Origin of the sequence: Paenibacillus alkaliterrae, assembly GCF_021532375.1 — a bacterium.
In the GTDB taxonomy this organism is placed as follows: Bacteria; Bacillota; Bacilli; order Paenibacillales; family Paenibacillaceae; genus Pristimantibacillus; species Pristimantibacillus alkaliterrae.
Map to the genome: position 1 here is coordinate 39,948 of NZ_JAKGAP010000028.1, position 21,119 is coordinate 61,066.

Sequence of the window (21,119 nt, forward strand, 5' to 3'; positions counted from 1 at the left end):
GCAGTCCTCATGCAAAAGGGCATATTGATGCGGCTTGTTACTAAACCGCTTACAAAGATTACGATGGCCCTTTGTATCGGGCTTTTTTTCCCTTTGATGGCACTCTACGCACTGGGTGAGCTTCACAAAGAGAACGAGCGGCTAAAGGAGCTGGATGCTCTTTCCTTTCAACGAATCAGTCCCTACAAAGAAATGATGGAAGAATTATTTGGCAATATCGATCAGCAAACATTGCTTTTTTCGAATACTGCGGTGGTAGACCGATTGGCGCAAAGCCCCGGTGAGGAGCAAATTGAGCAGCAACTAAAAGCGGCTCACCGGGAAATGTATGAATTGGCCGCCGCTAATTGCTGCGACAGATCCATCGAGCTGTACTACCGCCAAATCGGGCTCGTCACCTCGCTATCAACAGGGCAGGAAGCTCTCGTTCGTATGGAAGATGCCGCCTGGTCGGCTTACAAGGGCATGCTGGCCGATAAGGTGCACTGGTTCGTGGACGATACGTTAACCAAGACTGCCGGGTCGCCGATTATTTCCTTCATCCGCGCCATTCCGTCCGTCGGAAATCAGCCTCAGGGGCTGGTCAAAATCAACTTTCAAACGTCCTTGTTCGAATTCGGACACCGTATGCCGGAAGGACAAGCGATATGGGCTGTCACTCCCGACGGGCAATGGTTGTTTAATCTCGAGACCGGGGAACCGGAATCAGACACTCATATGATTAACACTTTAAGGGAGCAGACTCCCGCGTTAGCATTGATGAAAGATAACGGAGCGGATTACGGTTACAGGCTGTTCACTTCTCCGACTACAGGTTGGAGCTTTCTGCTTCGCCTTCCTACAAGCGCATTTTCTACCGCAAATCCGGCCCAATGGCTTGTTTACGCAGCTTCTCTGCTATTGATGGTTGCCGTAGGCCTTTACGTGCTGCGCAATTTTTCCCGTATTGCCCGGCACGTGGACGCACTCGTCCATAAAGAGGAAGAAATTGAAGGGAAGCTGAAGGAGCTGCTGCCAATCTTGCGGCAGCATTGCTTGCAAGAGCTGCTTTACAAAGATTCCCTGACAGAAGAGACGTGCCGGAAAAAAATGCGGGAATGCGGTATGGCCTTCTCCGGCCACGGTTATCTCGTTGCCATCCTGCGAATAGAAAACTATGAAAGGTTCTTACAATATTCGTACTGGGATCAAAGCCTGTTTCGTTTCTTCATCACCAAGGTTCCCGAAGAAATCGTTGAAGGGAACAATCGCGTTCTCTATGCCTATGATTCCGGCCAGCGGGATGTGGCTTTATTATTTGAACTCGGGGATCGGGAGGATTCGCAGCCGGCTTTCGTGAAAAATGTGCTGAAGCAGCTTGACACGGTGCTTCAGCAATATTTGCCGTTTCGGGTCAGTGCGGCTGTCGGAAATGTTTGCTTGTCTGCCGCATCCATCCACGTCTCTTGTCAGCAGGCTCTGCAGACGCTTGACGTCCAGCTGTTCAAGGGGAACTCGGGCATATTCAGCTATGAGGAGCAGACCGTGGAATCCGTCCACAGCCCTGAGCTTTACCGGCTGCGCAAGGCGACCGAGCTGAACATCGGAAAGGCGCTCTTATCGCGTGATCAAGCTCTGCTCGAGAGCGCGCTCGGTGATCTTCGCAAGGAGCTGGATGGGCTTCCGGGGCAATCGCTGCCCATCGTCCGTCACATCTTTTGGGAGCTGACCATGTTTATTTACGATCGGGTGCAGGAGACCGGGTTTAAGCCGCTGGAGGAGCTTCGGCTTACGGATATGCATGATGATATGGAAAAGATGGAATCGTTGCCCGCCATTGTCCAATGGTGTTATGACTTTTCGATCCGGCTGATCAAGGAGCTTGAGGCGGGCAGCGGGGCAGGAAAGGTCAACTTTGTCATGAAAATCATGGAATACGTGCACGCCAATTTCGATAAAGAAATCTCACTCGGCGGAATCGCCGAACAGATGGGGCTTGACGCGGCCTATGTGAGCCGATGCTTCAAGCAAGAAGTCGGGATAACCTTCATCGAATATTTGCTCACTCTCCGCATTAAGCATGCCAAATATTTACTGTCCAAGCCCGATCTTACTGTAGGTGAAATCGGCGAGGCGGTAGGGTATGTAAATGTGAACAGCTTCATCCGGATTTTTAAGAAGCATGAAGGCGTTACTCCCGGTCAGTACAGGGAGCTGAATCATCCCCGATCACTGGATTTAGGCCAGGTTTATTAGGCTTTCACAACGATTGTAGACGATGTCAAATAAGGGAGATCCCATAAAAAATCATCCGTTTGAGGCGATAGGCAGAGGAAGCCTACGATGTCATCAATGGGTGATTTTTTTCTTTCTTCATTTACGTACGATTACATCAGACCGGCGGCCGCAAGCCGCACGGAATACTCATTGAAACTTAAAGGGGAGGAAGCTATGAGAAACGGAAGGATGTTTTGGGTTAGTTTGATGATGGTGGTCATGCTGTTTGTAACGGCCTGCGGAGCACCCGGGAGCGGCTCGAACGGAAGCGATGATTCAGGCAAAACGGTTACCATTAAGCTGTGGTTTCCGGGACATGAGGAATTCATTGTGAATTCTATGAAAACGTTGATTACGGATTTCGAAGCCATTAATCCGAGTATCAAGGTTGAATTGACCTCGATCCCATGGAAGGATTATTTCCAAAAGCTGTCTGTTGCTTATAACGCCGGTGCGGCTCCTGATTTGCACGGGCTTGGCTTCGGTCAATTGATCTCTACCGTTGAGCAGGATAAGTACCTGGATCTCAATCCGCTCATCAAGAAGGATAATTGGGAGGGAGCGAAGGATATCTATCCCGATATCTTAGAGGCGGGCCATTGGAAGGGAGGCCAATACGGCCTGTTAATGCCGGATATCCGGGGCTTCATGTGGCGGAAGGATCTCTTCAAAGAAGCGGGACTGGATCCGGAGAAGCCGCCGGCGACGATTGATGAAATTTTCGATTACGCCGAAAAGCTGAAAATCGTGAAGGACGGTCAAACCGTCCAGGAAGGCCTTGATATGCCGACCGGCAACGGAGAACAGATATACCTTTCCATGCTGCTGCCGCAGGGTCAAAACTTCTACGACGAAAACAACAATCCGACGTTCGATTCACCCCAATCGGTAGCCCTGATTAGCAAAATGGCCGGGCTTATCGAAAGCGGCTCCGTATCGCCGCAGCAAAGCGCGCAACTGAAGGGCGGTACCTTCCAAAATGGCGTTGCGGCGATGGCCTTTGGCGCTCCGAAGGGCTTCGCGGCGCTGATCGAGCAGGTCGGGGCGGAAAATATCGGATTCTCTGTTTCTCCCCAAGGGGAATCCGGCAAGCGTACGGCGCTGATGCTCGGTACGTTCATGTCGATCGCCAAAAGCACGAAGCACCAAGATGAAGCGTGGGAATTCCTGAAATTCATGTTCGAGAAGGACAACCATCTGAAATTTACGGATTCTGCGCAGTTTATTCCGTCGCTGCAATCCGTTTCCGAAGCGTTCGCAAAGAAAAGCAATGAAAATAAAGTAACGATGGAAATTCTCAAGGATGCTCAAGGCTACCTGCCTTCGGCCGACTGGGGAGCGCATGTTAAATACTTGCGCATTGCCCTGGAGGAAGCGTATTTCGCCAAAAAAACGCCGGAGGAAGCGGTCAAAACGAATATCCAGCTGTTGCAGGACGAGATCAAGAAAAAATAGCGGATGCTGAATTCAGGTCCTTCCTGCCGCCGGTGCTTGGGCGTCGGGAGGAAGGGCCGCCTTATCCGACAAAAGGAGGGACCGTATGGCGATAAGATGGAATAGGCTGCTTCCCTATCTCATGATTTTCCCGAATGTGGCGATTTATTTTGTGTTTATCTTTATCCCCGTACTGTGGGCCATCTACTTAAGCTTTACAAACTATACGATTCTGAGTCCCGGCCAATGGGTCGGTCTGGCTAATTTCGAATCCCTGCTGAAGGACGGGATTTTCCACAAGGCGTTCTGGAATACGATGATCTTCTGGGTTCTCAAGGTCATGCCGACGATGATGATTGGCCTGATCGTAGCTACTTTGCTTAATGCGAAAATTCGAGGCGTCGCATGGTTTCGAGGCGCCATTTATTTGCCCGGGGTGTTGTCATCCGTTGCGGTATCGATGGCTTGGCTGTGGCTGCTCGATCCCCGCAGCGGACCGGTCAACGCGATCGTCAAACTGCTGGGCATCCCGCCGCAAAACTGGCTGCAGGACCTTGCTCTGGCGATGCCAGCGGTCATTGTAATCAGCATCTGGACGAATATCGGCTTTGCGATGATCATTTATTTGGCCGGACTGCAGGGTATCCCGTCCCATCTGTATGAAGCGGCCAGCATAGACGGGGCGACCGGACTGAAGAAGTTTATCTATATCACTGTGCCGATGCTGAAGCCGATCACCTTCTTTTTGTTCATCACGTTGACGATTCGTTCCTTTCAGGTCTTTGATATTGTCTACATCTTGACAGGCGGAGGACCGCTCAATTCGACAACCACCATCGTCAATCAAATTGTCAAAACTGCTTTTGAGGAATACAAAATGGGCTATGCCTCGGCACAGGCTATCGTGCTTCTGCTCCTAACGATCATTGTGACGATCGTCAATTATCGGGTCGGCTCGAAACGGACGATGGACTAAACCGAAGAAACCAGGTGAACACTATGAAATTACGAATATCCGCAAATTCACTTATTTCGGCGGGGCTCGCCATCGTTTCGATTTTTATGGTTGCCCCGCTGCTGATTATGATTTTTACCTCTCTGAAGGGGGATACGGAGCTCGCCAATGCGGCGGGAAGTCTGCTTCCTAAGAATTGGAAGTTCGAAAATTACATCCTCGCCATGCAGACGGGACAATGGGGCACTTATTTTAAAAATTCAATTATCGTTACGGTATTTGCCGTGGGCGGAAGTTTGATCTTTAATTCCTTGTCGGGTTATACGTTTGCCCGGGTTTCCTTTAAGTTCCGTAATATCATCTTCGTTGCTTTGCTGCTCGGTTTGATGGTGCCGCCGCAGGTAACGATCCTCACCCAATTCATTATGCTGAAGTCGGTTCCGCTGTTCGGAGGCAATGATATTTTCGGCCATGGAGGCCAAGGGTGGCTTGATTCGTATTATGCTCTGATCATACCGGAGCTCTCGGGGTCGCTGGGTATTTTTTTGGCGCGGCAATATTATCTGGGCTTTCCTAAAGATATGGACGAAGCGGCCAGCATTGACGGGTCCGGCATATTTCGCTCCTTCTGGAAGATTTACCTCCCCTTGAGCGGGCCTCTGCTGGCTACGCTGGGCATTTTAAAAACCGTTCATGTGTGGAATGATTTCTTCCACCCGCTGGTGTACACAAACAGTGAGGCGATGCGTACGATTCAGCTTGGGCTTCAGGTGTTCCACGGACAATACGAAATCAAATTCAACCTTCTAATGGCGGCAAGCGTTGTCGTGTCGTTGCCGCTGTGCATCGCCTTCTTCTTTTTCCAGCGGCATTTCGTACAAAGCTTGATTTCCACCAGCGTCAAGGGTTGACTCGCCGATGGGCGGGCATACCAAAGCCGTGATGGTACGGAACCGCCGTTACAAGTGCGTGCGGCGGTTGAATAAGCGTGACGGACTATGAACGCAATATTCGTTGAAAAAGGGGATAGGGCTTATGAAAGCGATAATGGTTATGTTCGACACCTTAAACCGGCATTGGCTTCCGCCGTACGGTTGCGATTGGGTGCATGCGCCGAACTTCTCGCGGCTGGCCGAGCGGACGGTCGTGTTCGACCGCTGCTATGTGGGCAGTATGCCTTGCATGCCGGCGCGGCGGGAGCTTCATACGGGCCGCTACAATTTCCTTCACCGAAGCTGGGGGCCCCTGGAGCCGTTTGACGATTCCATGCCCGAGCTCCTGCGCAAGCAAGGGGTCTATACGCATCTCGTGACCGACCACCAGCATTATTGGGAAGACGGCGGCGGCACGTATCATAACCGGTACAACACGTATGAACTGATCCGGGGACAGGAAGGCGATCTCTGGAAAGGGCATGTTCGCGACCCGGAACTGCCGGAGGTTGTCGGAAATGACTTGTCGTCACCGTTGTTCCGTCAGGATATGGTCAACCGGCAATATATAAGGCGCGATCGCGAGGAAGACTTCCCGCAGGCGCAAACGTTCGCCAGCGGCATGGAGTTTATCCGCCGCAACAGCGGCGAGGACCGATGGTTTCTTCAACTTGAAACGTTCGATCCGCATGAGCCGTTCTATGCGCCGCAGAAGTACCGGGACTTGTATCCTCACGACTACAGCGGCGGGCTGTTCGATTGGCCGCCATACGGGCCGGTGGCGCATTCGTCCGAAGAGATTGCGCATATGCGTTACGAATACGCAGCACTGCTCAGCATGTGCGACGAGTATCTGGGCAAAGTGATCGACTTGATGGACGAGCTTGACCTTTGGAAGGATACTATGCTGATCGTCAATACCGATCACGGCTACCTTCTCGGTGAGCATGACCAATGGGCGAAATGCATACAGCCTTTCTATAACGAAGTGGCGAACCCGCCGTTGTTTATTTGGGATCCGCGCTGCGGGAAGAAAGGCGAGCGCCGAACCAGTCTGGTGCAGATGATTGACATGGCGCCGACGCTCCTGGACTATTTTGGGCTGGAGATTCCGCCGGATGTGACCGGCAGTCCGTTGCGGGAGACGATTGAGGCCGACCGTCCGATTCGCGATGTCGCCTTGTTCGGTATTCATGGCGGTCACGTCAACTGCACCGATGGCCGGTACGTCTATATGCTTGGCCCTGCAGGGAAGGTTAACGAGCCGCTCAATAATTACACACTGATGCCGACGCACATGCGGTCGCGCTTTCCCGTAGAGGAGCTGGAAAGCATCGAGCTGGCGGAGCCTTTCTCATTCACCAAAGGAGTACGGACGCTGAAGGTATCCGGATCGGGAGCGCATCGGGGAGGTAATCTGGATACGAAGTTGTTTGATCTCGAGGCGGATCCCGGGCAGCAATCACCGTATCGGGATAAGGAAACCGAGAAGCGGCTTCGGGAAGCTATCGCGCGCATCATGAGCGAGCACGATGCTCCGCCGGAGCAATATGTGCGGTTGGGTTTGGAGGAAGAGCGGTTCCCTCGGCTGAGGTGATTGCATGAGGCGTGGATTTGGCGAATCAAAGATCGGCGCCTCCGGCAAAACCATAAGAAAGAGCACCGTGAAAGGGAGGCCGCTAAAAAACTTGCGTTTTTTAAAAGTTTTCAAAAAAAGACGACTTTCAATTCGGTTTTTTGAATTGAAAGTCGTCTTTTTAATTAGGTTTTGGGTCTTCTTAGGCTATTAGAAGAGGAAAATGACACGGAAAAGCAGCCCGCAGAATAATAGTTACTTCCATAACAAAGACACACCCCGCTCTCCTATGGTAAAATCGCCTTACTATAGAGAGCAAATTCGGATCGGGGGATGTCCATGTACAAAATATTGCTCGTTGACGACGAAGCCGGTGTCCGCGAAGGCATCCGGAGACGGATCGCTTGGCAGGAGCACGGCTTTGATTGCGTAGGTGATTGCGAGAATGGCTTTGAAGCACTGGAGGCGGCGGAGCTGCTGGCACCCGACGTCGTACTGACGGATATCAACATGCCGTTCATGGACGGTCTGGAGCTGACCCGCCAGCTGGCCGAGCGGTGCCCGCATGTCAAGGTCATCATTCTGACCGGCTTCGACGATTTCGATTATGCGCAGCAGGCTGTGAAGCTGAAAGTGATGGATTTTATTTTGAAACCGATTACAGCGAGTGAGCTCATTGCCGTCCTGCAAAAGGTGCGGGGCGAGCTGGATGCGGAGAAGCTGCGGCGCGAGAATCTCGACCTGCTGAAGCGCCAGCTGCACGAGAGCCTGCCTCTGCTTAAAGAGCGGTTTCTGGAGCGCCTTGTCAGCGCGGATATCGGACAGCGCGAGGCAAAGGAACGGATCGCCTATTTCAGGCTGCCGCTGGAGGGGCCGGACTTTATCGTGTTCGCCGCCGATGTAGACCGTTTCGCCGAATCCCATCCGGAGGCCGACCACGAGCTGCTGCGGTTCGCCGTCTATAATATCGTGCAGGAAATCGCGGGCCGTGAAGCCGGCGCCACCGTTTTTCGCACACGCGAAGAGAAGATCGTCTGTATCCTTTCCGGCGAAGGCACCGATGCTTTGCTTGACAAAGCGCAGCAACTGGCTGAGGAAATCCGCCATGCGGTGGAGACGTATTTGCGCTTCACCGTGACGCTCGGCATCGGACGGCCGGAAACGGGCCTGCGCGGTATCCGCCGGGCCTGCCGATCCGCTCTCTCTGCGCTCGATTACCGGTTCATGCTGGGCAGCAACCGGCTGATCAGCATCATGGACATGGAAGGACGCCGGGAGGGCGGGGAAGCTGTGCCTTCGTCCTGGGAGAAGGAGCTGCTCGTCGGCGTCAAAACCGGGACACGCGAGGAAGTGCGCCGGGCGATTACGAGCATCGTCAGCCATCTGAAAACCTCGAATCTGTCGATCAACCAGTGCTACATCCGTATCCAGAAAATACTGATTTCACTCATGCACACGCTGGACGAGCTGGGCGGCGCCGCTGTGGAGCCGTTCGGCGACCGAGTGAATCCGCTCACGGACATCTACGCGTTCAAGACGCTCGAGGATATCGAAAGCTGGCTGCACGATACATGCCTTCGCGCCGTCGGCCGGATCTCAGATGCGCGGAACGATTTGGCCGAAACGCAGATCCGCCGGGCGGAGGCCTATATCAGAGAGAACTACCAGCTGCAGGAGCTCTCGCTGAAGACGATCTGCCAGGAGGTCCATATGAGCAGCAGCTATTTCAGCGCCCTGTTCAAACAGCAGACAGGCAGGACGTTTGTTGAATATTTGACCGCCCAGCGGTTAGAGAAGGCCAAGGAGCTGCTCAAATTCACCGATCTCAAAACGTATGAAATTGCGGCCAGGACGGGATATGCCGACCCGCATTATTTCAGCATCCTGTTCAAGAAGACGACCGGTGAAACGCCGTCCGAATACCGCCAGAAGACGGCGGTGGAGAAGCCGTGAACATGTTCCGCTTCAAGAGCATTCAATCCAATATTGCCGCGGCCTTCGCCGTGCTCATCCTGCTGACGGCAGTCTTCATGGGCGTGATCTCCTATCAGCTGTCGGCCGTTGCGGTCCGCGATACGGCCAAGGATTTTACGGGGGAGCTCGTCAAGCAGGTTAACGCCAACATCCAGTCCTATGTGACCAACATGGAAAATATTTCGCTGCTCGTCCTGAGCCACCGGCCTGTCCGCGAATATTTGTCTGCGGATGCCGAAAATGACGGGAGCATCTCCGAATTTTTCCGTACAATCATGATTTCCCGCAAGGATATTGCCTCGATCAGCGCATTTGGCTATGAAGGGCAGAGGTTCGTTTCCGACCGCAATGATGCAAGGCTTAATCCGAACGTCCATGCGACGGACCAGCCCTGGTTCCGGGAAGCGCGGGCTGCGGAAGGCCGTACGGTCGTTTCGCCGCCTCATGTGCAGCCGGTCTTCGACGACGAATATCGGTGGGTGGTGTCCCTAAGCCGTGAGATTCGAAGCGCCGATAATACAAGAGGGCTGGGGGTGCTGCTCGTCGATCTGAACTTCAGCGTGATCAACGATATCGTGAGTCAGATTGAGCTCGGCAAACGGGGGTACGTCTTCATCGTCAATGACGAAGGCAGTATCGTGTACCATCCGCAGCAGCAGTTGATTTACAGCAGCCTGAAGACGGAAGCGATCGACAAGGTGCTGAGCGTCCAGAGCGGAACCTTCATATCGGATGAAGCGGGCCAGCGCAAAATGTACACCGTCCAGGATTCCGAAATCGGCTGGAAAATCGTCGGCGTCTCCTATGCGGACGAGCTGATCGGCAACCGGCGCGAGATGAAGCTGTCGTTCGCGGCGCTTGGCGTCTTCAGCTTGTTTGCCGCGATTCTGCTGTCCGTGCTGCTGTCGCGCAATCTGTCGAAGCCGATCCACCAGTTGCATGAGCATATGAAGGAAGTGGAGAAGGGCAACTTCAACATCCAGGTGCCTGTGGACCGGACGAAGGAAATCGGCAGGCTCGCCCGTACCTTCAACCTGATGGTATTCCAGATCCGGGAGCTGATGGGGCAGGTCGTGAAGGAACAGGAATTCAAGCGGAAAAGCGAGCTGAATGCGCTGCAAGCGCAGATCAATCCCCATTTTCTATACAACACGTTGGACTCGATCATCTGGATGGCCGAGGAGAAGAAGTCGGATGAGGTCGTACTCATGACGTCCGCCCTTGCCCGGCTGTTCCGCGCTTCGCTCAGCAAAGGGAAGGAGCTGGTGTCGATCCGGACGGAAATCGAGCATATTACGAACTATTTGACAATCCAGAAAATGCGATACCGCGACAAGCTCGATTTTCAGCTTGAGGTCGATCCCGCGATCCTTTCGTATGTTACGCTGAAGGTGACGCTGCAGCCGTTGGTGGAGAACGCCATCTATCACGGCATCAAGAACAAATACGGCACAGGCACGATCCGGATTTCCGGGGAGAAATACGGAGACAGCATTTTGCTGCATGTCGCGGACAACGGCGTCGGCATGGATGCGGGAACGCTGGAGAGGCTGCTTGCGCCTGCCCGCGGCGGAGGGTACCGCGAAGGCAAAGGGGTCGGCATGACGAACGTGCATGAGCGGATCCGGCTGTATTTTGGCCATGAGTACGGGCTGACCGTGGCAAGCGAGCCGGACATCGGCACGACCGTCACCGTGACGATTCCATTGCTGCTTCCCGAGGAAGCGGCGCGAAAGGAGGCGGCTGACGGATGGCAGGAAGGAGAACGATGATCAGATGGCTCTGCTGGCTGGCGGCCGCAGCCGTTCTTGCAGTTCTTGTGTATAATTTGGCTGATGCGCTGCGGGGCGGCTCGGCGGAACGCCCGAGAGTCACTGTACTGGTCAAATCGACGGAAACCGGGATGGAATTTTGGGGCGTGTTAAGCGACGGTGTCATGGAGGCGGCCAAAGAGTTCGACGTCGAGGTCAATATCATCGGACCTGAGCGGGAGACAGATGTGGATCAGCAGATCGAGCTGATGGAACGGACGCTTGCGGAGAAGCCGGATGCGGTCGTGCTTGCGGCTACGGACTTCAACCGTCTTGTTCCTTACGCCGACCGGATCAATGAAGCGGGGATTCCGCTGATTACCGTCGATTCGGCGCTTAACAGCGACGCAGCGCGGAGCTTCATCGCGACGGACAATATCGAAGCGGGAAGCAAGGTCGGCCGCAAAATGGCTGAGCTGTCCGGCGACCGGTCGAAGATCGCGATCATCAGTTATGTCCGGGGCACGGCGTCCCAAATGGAGCGCGAGCAGGGCGTCCGGGCCGTACTGGAAGCGGATCCGCGCTTCGAGATCATGGAGACCTACTACAGCGACGGGGATGAGACGAAAGCCTTCGAAATCGCGAAGTCGCTCATCCGGAATCATCCCGACCTGTCCGGGATCGTCGGCCTGAACGAGCCGTCCACGGTCGGCGCAGGCCGCGCGATCCGGGACATGGACGCGGCCGGCCGGGTGACGCTGGTCGGATTTGACAGCTCGGTCGACGAAGTGCGGCTGCTGGAGGAAGGCGTCATGCAGGCGACGGTCGTGCAGCGGCCGTTCAATATGGGCTACCTGGCTGTCAAGACCGCGGTGGAGGCGCTGCGGGGCGAGAAGGTTCCGGCGCGCATCGATACCGGATCGGTCGTGGTCACGAAGGACAATATTTATGAGGAGGAGCACCAGAAGCTGCTGTTTCCGTTTGTTGGCATGAACGGAGAGTGAGCTAGCGGCGTGCTCAGACAGGCTCGTCAACGCCAGAATGGATAAACACGGAAGGGGCTGTCCCAATGTAGGTAAACCTGCATGTGGGGCAACCCTTTTTCACTTTTCCCCTCGGACCCTCCATTTGGCGCTCTATATTGGATTACTCCAGTAACTTCTTCCTGGCCCCGCCATTCTGCGTCTTTTGATACGGTCCTTTGTAATGGCCCCTCTTTCTGCACGAATCGGAAAATAGTTACCTATTTGAAGAAGATATTCAATTCCTGCTCTCCGCCGCTTCTCTTACAATAGGGACTATAACCGAGAAACATAAGCGGGGTGGCAAGATGACGAATGGGGAACAGCTGATTTTGATGGAGGGCATAACCAAATCATTTCCTGGCGTGAAAGCGCTTAATAACTGCCGCTTTGAGCTGCTGGGCGGAGAGGTTCACGCTCTGGTCGGCGAGAACGGGGCAGGCAAATCGACAATGATGAAGGTGCTGACCGGCGTCTATCAGAAGGACGAAGGCCGGATCGTATACCTGGGAAGCGAAACCGAAATTCCCGATACGAGAACGGCGCAGAACCTCGGCATCAGCATGATCCACCAGGAGCTTAACCTGGCGCCGGACCTGACCGTCGCGCAGAACATTTTTATCGGCCGGGAGCCGCGGCGGGCATTCAAGCTGTTTCTGGATGAAAATAAACTGCATGAGCAGGTGCGGGAGCTGTTCCGGAGGATGAATCTGCATTTGGATCCGCGCCAGCCGGTATCGGAGCTGACGGTCGCCAAGCAGCAGATGGTCGAGATCGCCAAGGCGCTCTCCTTCAACGCCCGGGTGCTCATCATGGACGAACCGACGGCGGCGCTGAGCGACAGCGAGATTGAGGATTTGTTCGTCATCATCGGGGAATTGAAACGGAACGGAGTCGGCATCGTCTACATTTCCCACCGGATGGACGAACTGAAGCGGATTACCGACCGGATCACCGTCATGCGCGACGGATCCTATATCGATACGGTGCGGACGGACGAGGTGACGACCGACCAGATCATCTCGATGATGGTCGGCAGAGCCGTCTACCACGAGTCGGTGCCTGACACCAAGGCGGCAAGTGAAGAGATCGTACTGGAAGTAAAAGGCTTAAATCGCGGCAGCGTGCTGAAAGACATCGGATTTTCGCTTCGCAGGGGCGAAATACTCGGGGTTGCCGGTCTGGTCGGGGCCGGGCGCACCGAGATGGCGCGGGCGGTATTCGGCGCCGATCCGATCGATTCGGGCGAAATGGCCGTCCACGGCCGCAAGGTTGCCATCCGAAGCCCGTACGACGCGGTCCGGCACGGCATCGGCTATCTGTCGGAGGACCGCAAACGGTTCGGCTGTATGGTCGATATGGACGTGAAGACAAACGTTGCGGTCGCCAGCTACGGATCGTATTCGGGACCGCTCGGTTTCATGAGGGACGGTGCTATTGGGCTGGCATCCGAGAAGGTCGTGGAAACGCTGAAGGTGAAAACGCCCGGCGTGGATCAGGTTGTGAAATTTCTGTCCGGCGGCAACCAGCAGAAGGTCGTCATCGGCAAATGGCTTACGCGGGACTGCGACATCCTCATCTTCGACGAGCCGACCCGCGGCATCGACGTTGGCGCGAAAAGCGAAATTTACAAGCTCCTCGACGAGCTTGCGGAGCAGGGCAAATCGATCATTATGATTTCCTCCGAGCTGCCGGAAATTGTCCGGATGAGCCACAGGATCGTTGTCATGTGCGAAGGCCGCATTACCGGCGAGCTTTCGCGGTCCGAAGCGACGCAGGAGCGCATCATGGAGCTTGCAACTAAGCGAGTATTGAAGGAGGCACTATAATGAAGCTTTCCGTAGCCGGCAATCCGGTTCAACTCAAATCGGGCGCGCTGCAGCAGCTGCTGGCGTTTGCGAGCCTGGTCGTGCTGGTCGTGTTCTTTTCGCTCTCTTCGAGCAATTTTTTCGGCTTCTCCAACATCGTCGGGATTCTGCTCTCCACTGCGGTCATCGGGGTGCTGGCACTCGGCTCGACATTCGTCATCATAACCGGGGGCATCGACTTGTCCGTCGGTACGGTGATGACGCTCAGCGCAGTTATGACCGGCGTGTTCATCACGTTCTGGGGCGTGCCGGTACCGCTTGGCATCCTTGGCGGCATTCTGACCGGCGCCTTCTGCGGGTTATTATCCGGGCTCAGCGTCGCGAAGCTGAAAATACCGCCTTTCATCGCCACACTAGCAATGATGATGATCGCCAAAGGACTTGCGCTCGTCATCTCGGGCACAAAGCCGATCTACTTCAACGACACGCCGGTATTCCGTGAGATCGCTCTAGGCTCCTTGTTGAACTCGATCATTCCGGGCTTCAAAATACCGAATGCGGTGCTGGTTTTCTTCCTCGCCGCGATCATCGGCACCATTCTGCTGGCAAAGACGATTGTCGGCCGCTACAACTTCGCACTCGGCAGCAATGAGGAAGCGACCCGCCTGTCGGGCGTGAACGTGGACAAATGGAAGATTATCATTTATACGATTACCGGTTTGTTTACCGGTCTTGCCGGCGTGCTGATGGCTTCCCGCCTGAACTCCGCGCAGCCTGCACTCGGCATGGGCTACGAGCTGGAGGCGATTGCGGCCGTCGTCATTGGAGGAACGTCTCTCAGCGGCGGCAAAGGCACGATCATCGGCACCGTCATCGGCGCACTTATCATGAGCGTCCTCACCAACGGGCTGCGCATCATGTCCGTTCCGCAGGAATGGCAGACTGTCGTGGTAGGCTTCGTCATCCTGCTGGCGGTATACGCGGATATGCTTCGCCGCCGCAAGAAGTAAGGGAATCCGGCAATGCCTCCCGGTCCTTCGGGAGTTTTCATACAATAAACCAAACTAAGGGGAGATTCCGGTATGAAAAAGATGTCCGTTCTGATCTCAATGCTGCTAGTTGCGGTAACCGTTCTAAGTGCTTGCGGCGGCGGAAACAACAACGCAGGGAATGCCAAAGAAGGCGCGTCGAACGCGAATGCCGAGCCGGCTGCCGCAGGCGGGGAGAAGCTGTATATTCCCGTCATCTCAAAGGGCTTCCAGCACCAATTCTGGCAAGCGGTGAAAACGGGTGCCGAGAAAGCGGCGAACGAGCTGGGCGTGGAAATTACATTCGAAGGTCCCGAGACCGAGGCGCAGGTCGACAAGCAGATTGAGATGCTGCAAGCCGCGCTCGATAAGAAACCAAGCGCTATCGGCTTCGCGGCGCTGGACAGCCAGGCGTCGATCCCGCTGCTCCAGCAGGCGAAAGACGCGAAAATCCCGGTGATCGCCTTTGACTCCGGCGTGGAAAGCGATATCCCGGTCACGACGGCTTCGACCGATAACATTGCGGCGGCCGGCCTGGCAGCCGACAAGATGGCAGAGCTGATCGGCAGTAAAGGCAAAGTGGCGCTGATCGTGCATGACCAAACGAGCCGTACAGGCGTCGACCGCCGCGACGGCTTCGTGAAGCAGATTGAAGCCAAATATCCCGATATCAAAATCGTCGACATCCAATACGGCGGAGGCGATCACCTGAAATCGACCGACCTTGCGAAGGCGATCATGCAGGCCAACCCGGATCTGAACGGCTTCTTCGGCGCCAACGAAGGCTCCGCCATCGGCGTTATCAACGCCGTATCCGAGCTTGGCATGGAAGGTAAAATCACGGTCATCGGCTATGATTCCGGCAAGCAGCAAATCGACGCAATCAAGAGCGGCGCGATGGCGGGCGCCATTACTCAGAACCCGATCGGCATCGGCTACGAAACGGTGAAAGCGGCGGTAGCCGCCGTGAACGGCGAAGCCGTCGAAGCGAACATTGATACCGGTTTCTACTGGTACGACAAAACTAATATCGATAACGAAGAGATCAAAGCGGTTCTGTACGAGTAATCCATAAGCGGGAGAAAAGCGGGGTTTGGCTACTCGCTTTTCTTTTTTAAGCGGACATGCATACGATAGGATAAAGGAGAGGAATGTAGATGGAACTTTACGTGGACACAGCCGATCTGGCGCAAATCAGGGAAGCCGTCTCGCTCGGCATCCTCGACGGCGTAACGACGAACCCTTCGATCATCGCCAAGCAGAAGCGCCCCTTTAAAGAAACGATCGGCAGTATTGCCGAGCTCGTACAGGCGCCAGGCAAGGTGTGGTGCGAGGTGATCGGAACGGATGCGGATACGATGGTATCGGAGGCGAAGGAGATGCAGGCCTGGGCGCCGCGCGTCGTCGTGAAGCTGCCGATGGGGGCCGAAGGCGTGAAGGCGGCAAGCCGCCTGTCCAAGGAAGGCATCGAGACCAATATGACGCTTGTCTACTCTGTGCCTCAGGCCATTATTGCCGCCAAAGCGGGCGCAGCGTACGTGAGCCCTTATCTGGGCAGGGTCGACGACGTGGGCTGGTCCGGCGAAGCGTTGATCGGAGATATCGTTCAGGCCTATAAGGATTTGGGGATGAACACGAAGGTGATCGCCGCGAGTATCCGGGGCCCCCGTCAAGTGCTCGACATGTTCCGGGTCGGCGTCGATGCGGTAACGATGGCGTATCCGGTTCTGGAGGCCATGCTGAATCATCCGATGACGGAGATCGGGTTGAACCGGTTTCTTCAGGATTGGAAGGAAGCCGGAATCTAAGGGGGATCGGGAGATGGCGGCTTATCTTATGGCCCATGATTTGGGCACATCCAGTCATAAGTGCTCCATATTCGATGCGGAAGGACGGCTCGTGGCTGGCGCGACGGCCGTCTACCCGACGCAAATCCGCAGCGGCGGCGAGGCCGAGCAGCAGCCGGCGGATTGGTGGGACGCCGTTGTCCGCACGAGCCGGCAGGTGCTGGAGCGGGTTGACGCCGGGTCGATTCAGGCCGTCGCGTTCGGTGCCCATATGATGGGCGTCGTTCCGGTCGGCAGCGGCGGCGAAGTGCTGCATCCGGCGCTGATTCATGCGGATACGCGGAGCGCTTCGCTCGAGGCCGGTATGTTCGAACGGATCGGCGAACAGCAATTGTACGGAATCACCGGCAACCGGATCGACAGTCATTACCCGCTGCCGAAGCTGCTTTGGCTGCGGGAGAACCGGCCCGAAGTGTTCCGGCGGACGGCTTATTTTATTCAAGCGAAGGATTATCTCGTCTTCCGGATGACCGGCCGCCTGGGCACGACCGATTACTCCGACGCGTCGCTGACCGGCTTGTTCGATATCGGCGCATGCGGATGGGCGGACGGCATCCTGGACGAATTCGCGGTCCCCAAGGGCCGTCTGCCGGACATCCTGCCGTCATCGGCGATTGCGGGAAGCGTGACGGCAGAAGCCGCTGCGGCGACAGGACTGCTAGCCGGCACGCCGGTCGTCATCGGCGGAGGCGACGGCTCATGCGCTGCGCTCGGAGCCGGAGCCGTTCGTACCGGTGACGCTTATATCTACCTCGGCACGACCGCCTGGGTATCGCGTACGGCAGCAGAGCCTGTCATCGACGAAAAGCGGCGCGTCTTTAACATGTGCGGCCCGGATGCGCACAGCTACAACGTGCTCGGCACGATGCAGACGGCGGGGGCCGCTTATGAATGGGCCGTGCGCAGCTTTGCCGCCAAAGAGCTGGCGGACTTTGAAGCCGGACGCGGCAGCGGAGAATCGCCCTACGAGGCGGTGGAACAGGAGCTTCGCAAGCTGCCGTGGGGCGCGAACGGACTTGTGTTCCACCCGTATCTGATGGGCGAGCGTTCGCCGCTCTGGGACAAGGACGCGCGCGGAACGTTTTTCGGACTCGGGATCGGCCATACCCGGTTCGATATGCTGCGCGCCGTCATGGAAGGAATCAGCTACGGGCTGCGCAGCATCGCCGAAGTGCTGGAGCAGTCCGCCGCCATCGACCGGTACACGGTCATCGGCGGCGGCATGCGGAGCGCCGTGTGGCGCAGCGTGCTGTCCGCGGTGCTCGGCAAGCCGATAGACGTACCGTCGCAGACGGGCGAAGCGACGTCGCTCGGCGCGGCCATGTCGGCGGGCATCGCCGCCGGCATGTATACAGGCTACGGCGACGCTGCCGCGAAGCTGCGGCGCGACATGCAAGTCACCCTGCCGGATGCGGAGGGCAGTAAGGTGTACGAAGAGGGGTACCGATTGTACAATCGATTATATGAGGTGTTGAAAGACGAATACGGAGCGTTGGAACGGCTAAGAACCTAAGTCTGCGGTTGCACCACTACCGAGAACACGACTTCCTTAGCGCGAACACACAAAAGATGAGGCTGCCAGGCAAACGCCCTGGCAGCCTTTTCATGCTTACATGTAGAGGAAATTTACAATCCATTCTTGTTTCTTTGACTATAAAGAGATATCTTAGGAGTTAATTTCACCGTGGGAGAGTAGCCAAATGAAAATGACGACTTACCGGAAAGTAATCGCCCTCATCATCGCTTTGCTCGTTCCGATTATATTGCTGTACAGTTACTCCAATCAAGTGAGCATTAACGTCGTGAAAGCGACGATTGAGGATCAAAACCGAAACCGGCTCGCTTTTTTCATGAGTCAAATGGATATGATGATCGATCAGCTGATGAAGCATTCGATTACGGCTAGTCGGGACTACAGCATTATGGAGTATCTGAATGGCCGAAATAACAACGAGCCGCTTACTCAGCTGCAGAGGCATGCCCGAATAGTCGACATGCTGAATATGCAGACGACGACAAGCGCGTGGAGCAATCAGATCATCCTTTATTTGCGCGATTCCAAGGAAGTCATATCGACGGACTATTCAGCCAAATATGACGCAGAAGAAATCAGCGGGCGGGAGCTCGGGAAATGGTCGCATGAAAGCAAGCTGTCGTTCGGAATAAAGGATTTGCTCTTTTCGAGAATCCAACAATCCGATATGCCTGACTTGCTGGTCGAGGTTAGATTTTCCGACGTAAATTTGAAAAACATGCTTAACTCCTTGCAGCAGGGAGAGGCAAGAGAGCCTTTTCTGTATCATCCCGGACTCGAACCGATTATCAATTACAGCGCGAACTATAAGCTGGTCACCCAGACGGTGGCGGAGCTGGAGCGTCAGCAGCTGCCTGCGAGCGGCAGTCTGAACATTTCTATAGCACAGCAGCAATATATCGTGAATTATATTCGCTCAGAAAGCATCGGATGGTATTTGGTTGATATCGTGCCTTTGGAAAGTGTTTTTGCGCCTATCCATACAAGCCGGAATTTATTTTATATATCGATCGGCTTGCTGATGGCGCTCGGCGTTTTAGCGACGCTGCTGCTCTATCGCAATGTACAGCGGCCCAACAACGAGTTTGAGTATTTATTCAGCAGCTTTAACGAAATGGCCGAGCAAATCGAAGAGCTGATCGACAAGGTCTATAGCCCTATCGAGTCATGTTAAAGTCACAGAGTATAGAATATACTTGGACATGAAATAAAATAACAGGTGATAGCTATTATTAACTATTAGGTTGTTAATAGCTTAAATATAAATGCTTTACAATTATTAATAATTGTGGTGTAATCAATGAATGATAATAGTAATCATTACGATTGGTGGGGTAAATGGTGAGAGATGTAGCAGAAAAGAAACGATGGATGAGTGAAGGATTGAGAAAACTGGCTGTATTCGTGATTGTCTCTTGTCTTGTGCTTTTAACGGCAGCTTGTGGAAGTGGAGAGACAAGCGAGCAGCAAGCAGCAAACACCGAAACAGCTGCAAATACCGAAACGTTGACATTGTCATGGCCGTTGGATCTTGGACCCATAAATCCGCATTTGTATGCTCCTAGTGAAATGTTTGCTCAGGCGATGGTTTATGATTCGCTTGTAAGCTACGGGGATAACGGAGAGATTCAACCGGCCTTGGCCAAAGAATGGCAGGTTTCAGAGGATGGAAAGAGCTATACCTTTACGCTGCGTGAGGGCGTAATGTATTCAGACGGTTCCACCCTCTCAGCGGAGAATGTAAAGCGAAATGTAGAAGCCGTTCTTCAAAATATGGATCGGCACAGCTGGCTGGAAGCTGTAAGCATCATTGAGAAAGTTGAAGTAATCGATGATTTAACTGTGAAAATAGATTTGAAAGAGACTTATTATCCTTTCCTGCAGGAATTAACGCTAATCCGCCCATTAAGAATGCTGGGCGATAAAGGGTTTCCTGCGAGCGGCTCAACGGCAGAGGAAATTTCAGCGCCGATCGGTACAGGTCCGTGGATTTTGACCGATCATGTGCAAGGCAGTCATGCCGAGTTTACCCGCAACGATAACTACTGGGGCGACAAGCCTAAAATTAAGAAGGTTGTCATCAAGTTCATTCCAGACTCCCAAACACGAATTATGGCATTGGAAAAAGGCGAGATTGATTTAATTTTCGGAAGCGGTCAGCTTGCTCCAGTCGAGTATCAAACGCTGCAGCAGAAGGGCCAGTACCAGGCCATGATCTCGGGTCCGCTGTCAACGAGAGTGCTTGCAATCAACTCTACGATAGCTCCGACGAATGAGAAAGAGGTTCGATTAGCCCTGCAGCATTTGATGGACCGCAAGACCATCGTTGAACATTTACTGAATGGGCTGGAAGAGGAAGCGCAATCGTTATTTTCGCCGGGTTTCCCTTACAGCGATATTAAGGTAGGACTATATGAGTATAATATCGAAGAGGCGAAGCGGCTGCTTGATCATGCAGGATGGAAAGTTGTAGACGGAAAGCCATTCCGGATGAAAGGCGATCAAGCTCTGCAAGTCACGATTCCATATCGCAGCACAGACGTGGTTCATAAAGGTTTACTAGAGTATTTGCAAAGCGCTTGGCGTGAAATCGGGATTGATGTACAACTGCAAGCGGAAGAATCTCAAATGTATACCCAGATGGCTAGAGAGGGAGAATTCAATCTCACTTTCAATGACACATGGGGTGTGCCTTATGATCCTCATATGTTTATCCGCACGATGATTGGCGAGAATCAGTTAGGCTACTATGTGCAGAAAGGCACAGCGATTTCTTCTTCTTTTACAGCCAATGTTGAAAAAGTGATACGCACAACGGATGAAAACGAACGCCGGGCATTATATGAATCGATTCTGCGAGGCATTCATGAAGAAGCCATGTTTATTCCGATTTCCTACCGTACTAATTATTTGGTAGCGAATGATCGTGTCAAGGGGCTGCAGTTTACTCCCCATCAGTACGAAGTGCCGCTTTCACTTTATGAATTAAAGGAATAACGACG

Annotated in this window: 15 protein-coding genes; all 15 read left to right on the top strand. The window is 54.2% G+C overall.

Features of this window, described 5'->3' with window-relative positions:
* Nucleotides 1–9: 9 nt before the first annotated feature.
* The 15 genes from L1N85_RS13695 to nikA all read left to right on the top strand — a co-directional run bounded on the left by L1N85_RS13695 (nt 10) and on the right by nikA (nt 21,114).
* Entirely contained in the window at nt 10–2,235 is a 2,226-nt protein-coding gene (locus L1N85_RS13695; RefSeq protein ID WP_235239325.1) for a helix-turn-helix domain-containing protein, read from the top strand.
* 195 nt (nt 2,236–2,430) lie between these two features.
* Nucleotides 2,431–3,711 (top strand): ABC transporter substrate-binding protein, encoded by a 1,281-nt coding sequence (locus L1N85_RS13700; protein WP_235239328.1) that lies wholly within the window; start codon nt 2,431–2,433, stop codon nt 3,709–3,711.
* Nucleotides 3,712–3,796: 85 nt separating this feature from the next.
* Nucleotides 3,797–4,666, top strand: a complete 870-nt coding sequence (locus L1N85_RS13705; RefSeq protein ID WP_235239342.1) for a carbohydrate ABC transporter permease — start codon at nt 3,797–3,799, stop codon at nt 4,664–4,666.
* A gap of 23 nt (nt 4,667–4,689) precedes the next feature.
* Nucleotides 4,690–5,556: a carbohydrate ABC transporter permease gene (locus L1N85_RS13710; protein WP_235239347.1), complete on the top strand. Its 867-nt coding sequence runs from the start codon at nt 4,690–4,692 to the stop codon at nt 5,554–5,556.
* 124 nt (nt 5,557–5,680) lie between these two features.
* Nucleotides 5,681–7,174, top strand: coding sequence for a sulfatase (locus L1N85_RS13715; RefSeq protein ID WP_235239352.1), 1,494 nt, complete (start codon nt 5,681–5,683; stop codon nt 7,172–7,174).
* Between the two features lie 318 nt (nt 7,175–7,492).
* Nucleotides 7,493–9,106 carry a response regulator gene (locus tag L1N85_RS13720; RefSeq protein WP_235239355.1) on the top strand — a complete coding sequence of 538 codons (1,614 nt, stop codon included), beginning with the start codon at nt 7,493–7,495 and terminating at the stop codon, nt 9,104–9,106.
* 2 nt (nt 9,107–9,108) lie between these two features.
* Nucleotides 9,109–10,899, top strand: coding sequence for a cache domain-containing sensor histidine kinase (locus tag L1N85_RS13725; protein ID WP_235239357.1), 1,791 nt, complete (start codon nt 9,109–9,111; stop codon nt 10,897–10,899).
* Nucleotides 10,878–11,882: a substrate-binding domain-containing protein gene (locus tag L1N85_RS13730; RefSeq protein ID WP_235239359.1), complete on the top strand. Its 1,005-nt coding sequence runs from the start codon at nt 10,878–10,880 to the stop codon at nt 11,880–11,882. Before L1N85_RS13725 ends, L1N85_RS13730 begins: the two co-directional genes overlap by 22 nt.
* 326 nt (nt 11,883–12,208) lie before the next feature.
* Nucleotides 12,209–13,729, top strand: coding sequence for a sugar ABC transporter ATP-binding protein (locus tag L1N85_RS13735; protein ID WP_235239363.1), 1,521 nt, complete (start codon nt 12,209–12,211; stop codon nt 13,727–13,729).
* Complete coding sequence (locus L1N85_RS13740) at nt 13,729–14,718, top strand: ABC transporter permease (RefSeq protein ID WP_235239366.1); 990 nt, start codon at nt 13,729–13,731, stop codon at nt 14,716–14,718. The genes L1N85_RS13735 and L1N85_RS13740 overlap by 1 nt, the downstream gene beginning before the upstream one ends.
* A gap of 72 nt (nt 14,719–14,790) precedes the next feature.
* Nucleotides 14,791–15,804, top strand: a complete 1,014-nt coding sequence (locus L1N85_RS13745) for an ABC transporter substrate-binding protein (protein WP_235239370.1) — start codon at nt 14,791–14,793, stop codon at nt 15,802–15,804.
* 89 nt (nt 15,805–15,893) lie between these two features.
* Nucleotides 15,894–16,544, top strand: coding sequence for a fructose-6-phosphate aldolase (fsa, locus tag L1N85_RS13750; RefSeq protein ID WP_235239372.1), 651 nt, complete (start codon nt 15,894–15,896; stop codon nt 16,542–16,544).
* Between the two features lie 13 nt (nt 16,545–16,557).
* On the top strand, nt 16,558–18,096 hold the full coding sequence (locus tag L1N85_RS13755) for a xylulokinase (protein WP_235239375.1): 1,539 nt from the start codon (nt 16,558–16,560) through the stop codon (nt 18,094–18,096).
* Nucleotides 18,097–18,283: 187 nt separating this feature from the next.
* Complete coding sequence (locus L1N85_RS13760; RefSeq protein WP_235239378.1) at nt 18,284–19,291, top strand: sensor histidine kinase; 1,008 nt, start codon at nt 18,284–18,286, stop codon at nt 19,289–19,291.
* A 164-nt stretch (nt 19,292–19,455) separates the two neighbouring features.
* Nucleotides 19,456–21,114: a nickel ABC transporter substrate-binding protein gene (gene nikA / locus L1N85_RS13765; protein ID WP_235239382.1), complete on the top strand. Its 1,659-nt coding sequence runs from the start codon at nt 19,456–19,458 to the stop codon at nt 21,112–21,114.
* Nucleotides 21,115–21,119 lie beyond the last annotated feature (5 nt).

Bases quoted from the DNA above. Each gene is read 5' to 3' on its own strand.
- L1N85_RS13720 (WP_235239355.1), top strand. From the start codon at position 7,493: ATGTACAAAATATTGCTCGTTGACGACGAAGCCGGTGTCCGCGAAGGC.
- L1N85_RS13760 (WP_235239378.1), top strand. From the start codon at position 18,284: ATGAAAATGACGACTTACCGGAAAGTAATCGCCCTCATCATCGCTTTG.
- L1N85_RS13710 (WP_235239347.1), top strand. From the start codon at position 4,690: ATGAAATTACGAATATCCGCAAATTCACTTATTTCGGCGGGGCTCGCC.
- L1N85_RS13745 (WP_235239370.1), top strand. From the start codon at position 14,791: ATGAAAAAGATGTCCGTTCTGATCTCAATGCTGCTAGTTGCGGTAACC.
- L1N85_RS13700 (WP_235239328.1), top strand. From the start codon at position 2,431: ATGAGAAACGGAAGGATGTTTTGGGTTAGTTTGATGATGGTGGTCATG.
- L1N85_RS13705 (WP_235239342.1), top strand. From the start codon at position 3,797: ATGGCGATAAGATGGAATAGGCTGCTTCCCTATCTCATGATTTTCCCG.
- L1N85_RS13755 (WP_235239375.1), top strand. From the start codon at position 16,558: ATGGCGGCTTATCTTATGGCCCATGATTTGGGCACATCCAGTCATAAG.
- L1N85_RS13735 (WP_235239363.1), top strand. From the start codon at position 12,209: ATGACGAATGGGGAACAGCTGATTTTGATGGAGGGCATAACCAAATCA.
- nikA (WP_235239382.1), top strand. From the start codon at position 19,456: ATGGTGAGAGATGTAGCAGAAAAGAAACGATGGATGAGTGAAGGATTG.
- fsa (WP_235239372.1), top strand. From the start codon at position 15,894: ATGGAACTTTACGTGGACACAGCCGATCTGGCGCAAATCAGGGAAGCC.
- L1N85_RS13725 (WP_235239357.1), top strand. From the start codon at position 9,109: ATGTTCCGCTTCAAGAGCATTCAATCCAATATTGCCGCGGCCTTCGCC.
- L1N85_RS13740 (WP_235239366.1), top strand. From the start codon at position 13,729: ATGAAGCTTTCCGTAGCCGGCAATCCGGTTCAACTCAAATCGGGCGCG.
- L1N85_RS13730 (WP_235239359.1), top strand. From the start codon at position 10,878: ATGGCAGGAAGGAGAACGATGATCAGATGGCTCTGCTGGCTGGCGGCC.
- L1N85_RS13695 (WP_235239325.1), top strand. From the start codon at position 10: ATGCAAAAGGGCATATTGATGCGGCTTGTTACTAAACCGCTTACAAAG.
- L1N85_RS13715 (WP_235239352.1), top strand. From the start codon at position 5,681: ATGAAAGCGATAATGGTTATGTTCGACACCTTAAACCGGCATTGGCTT.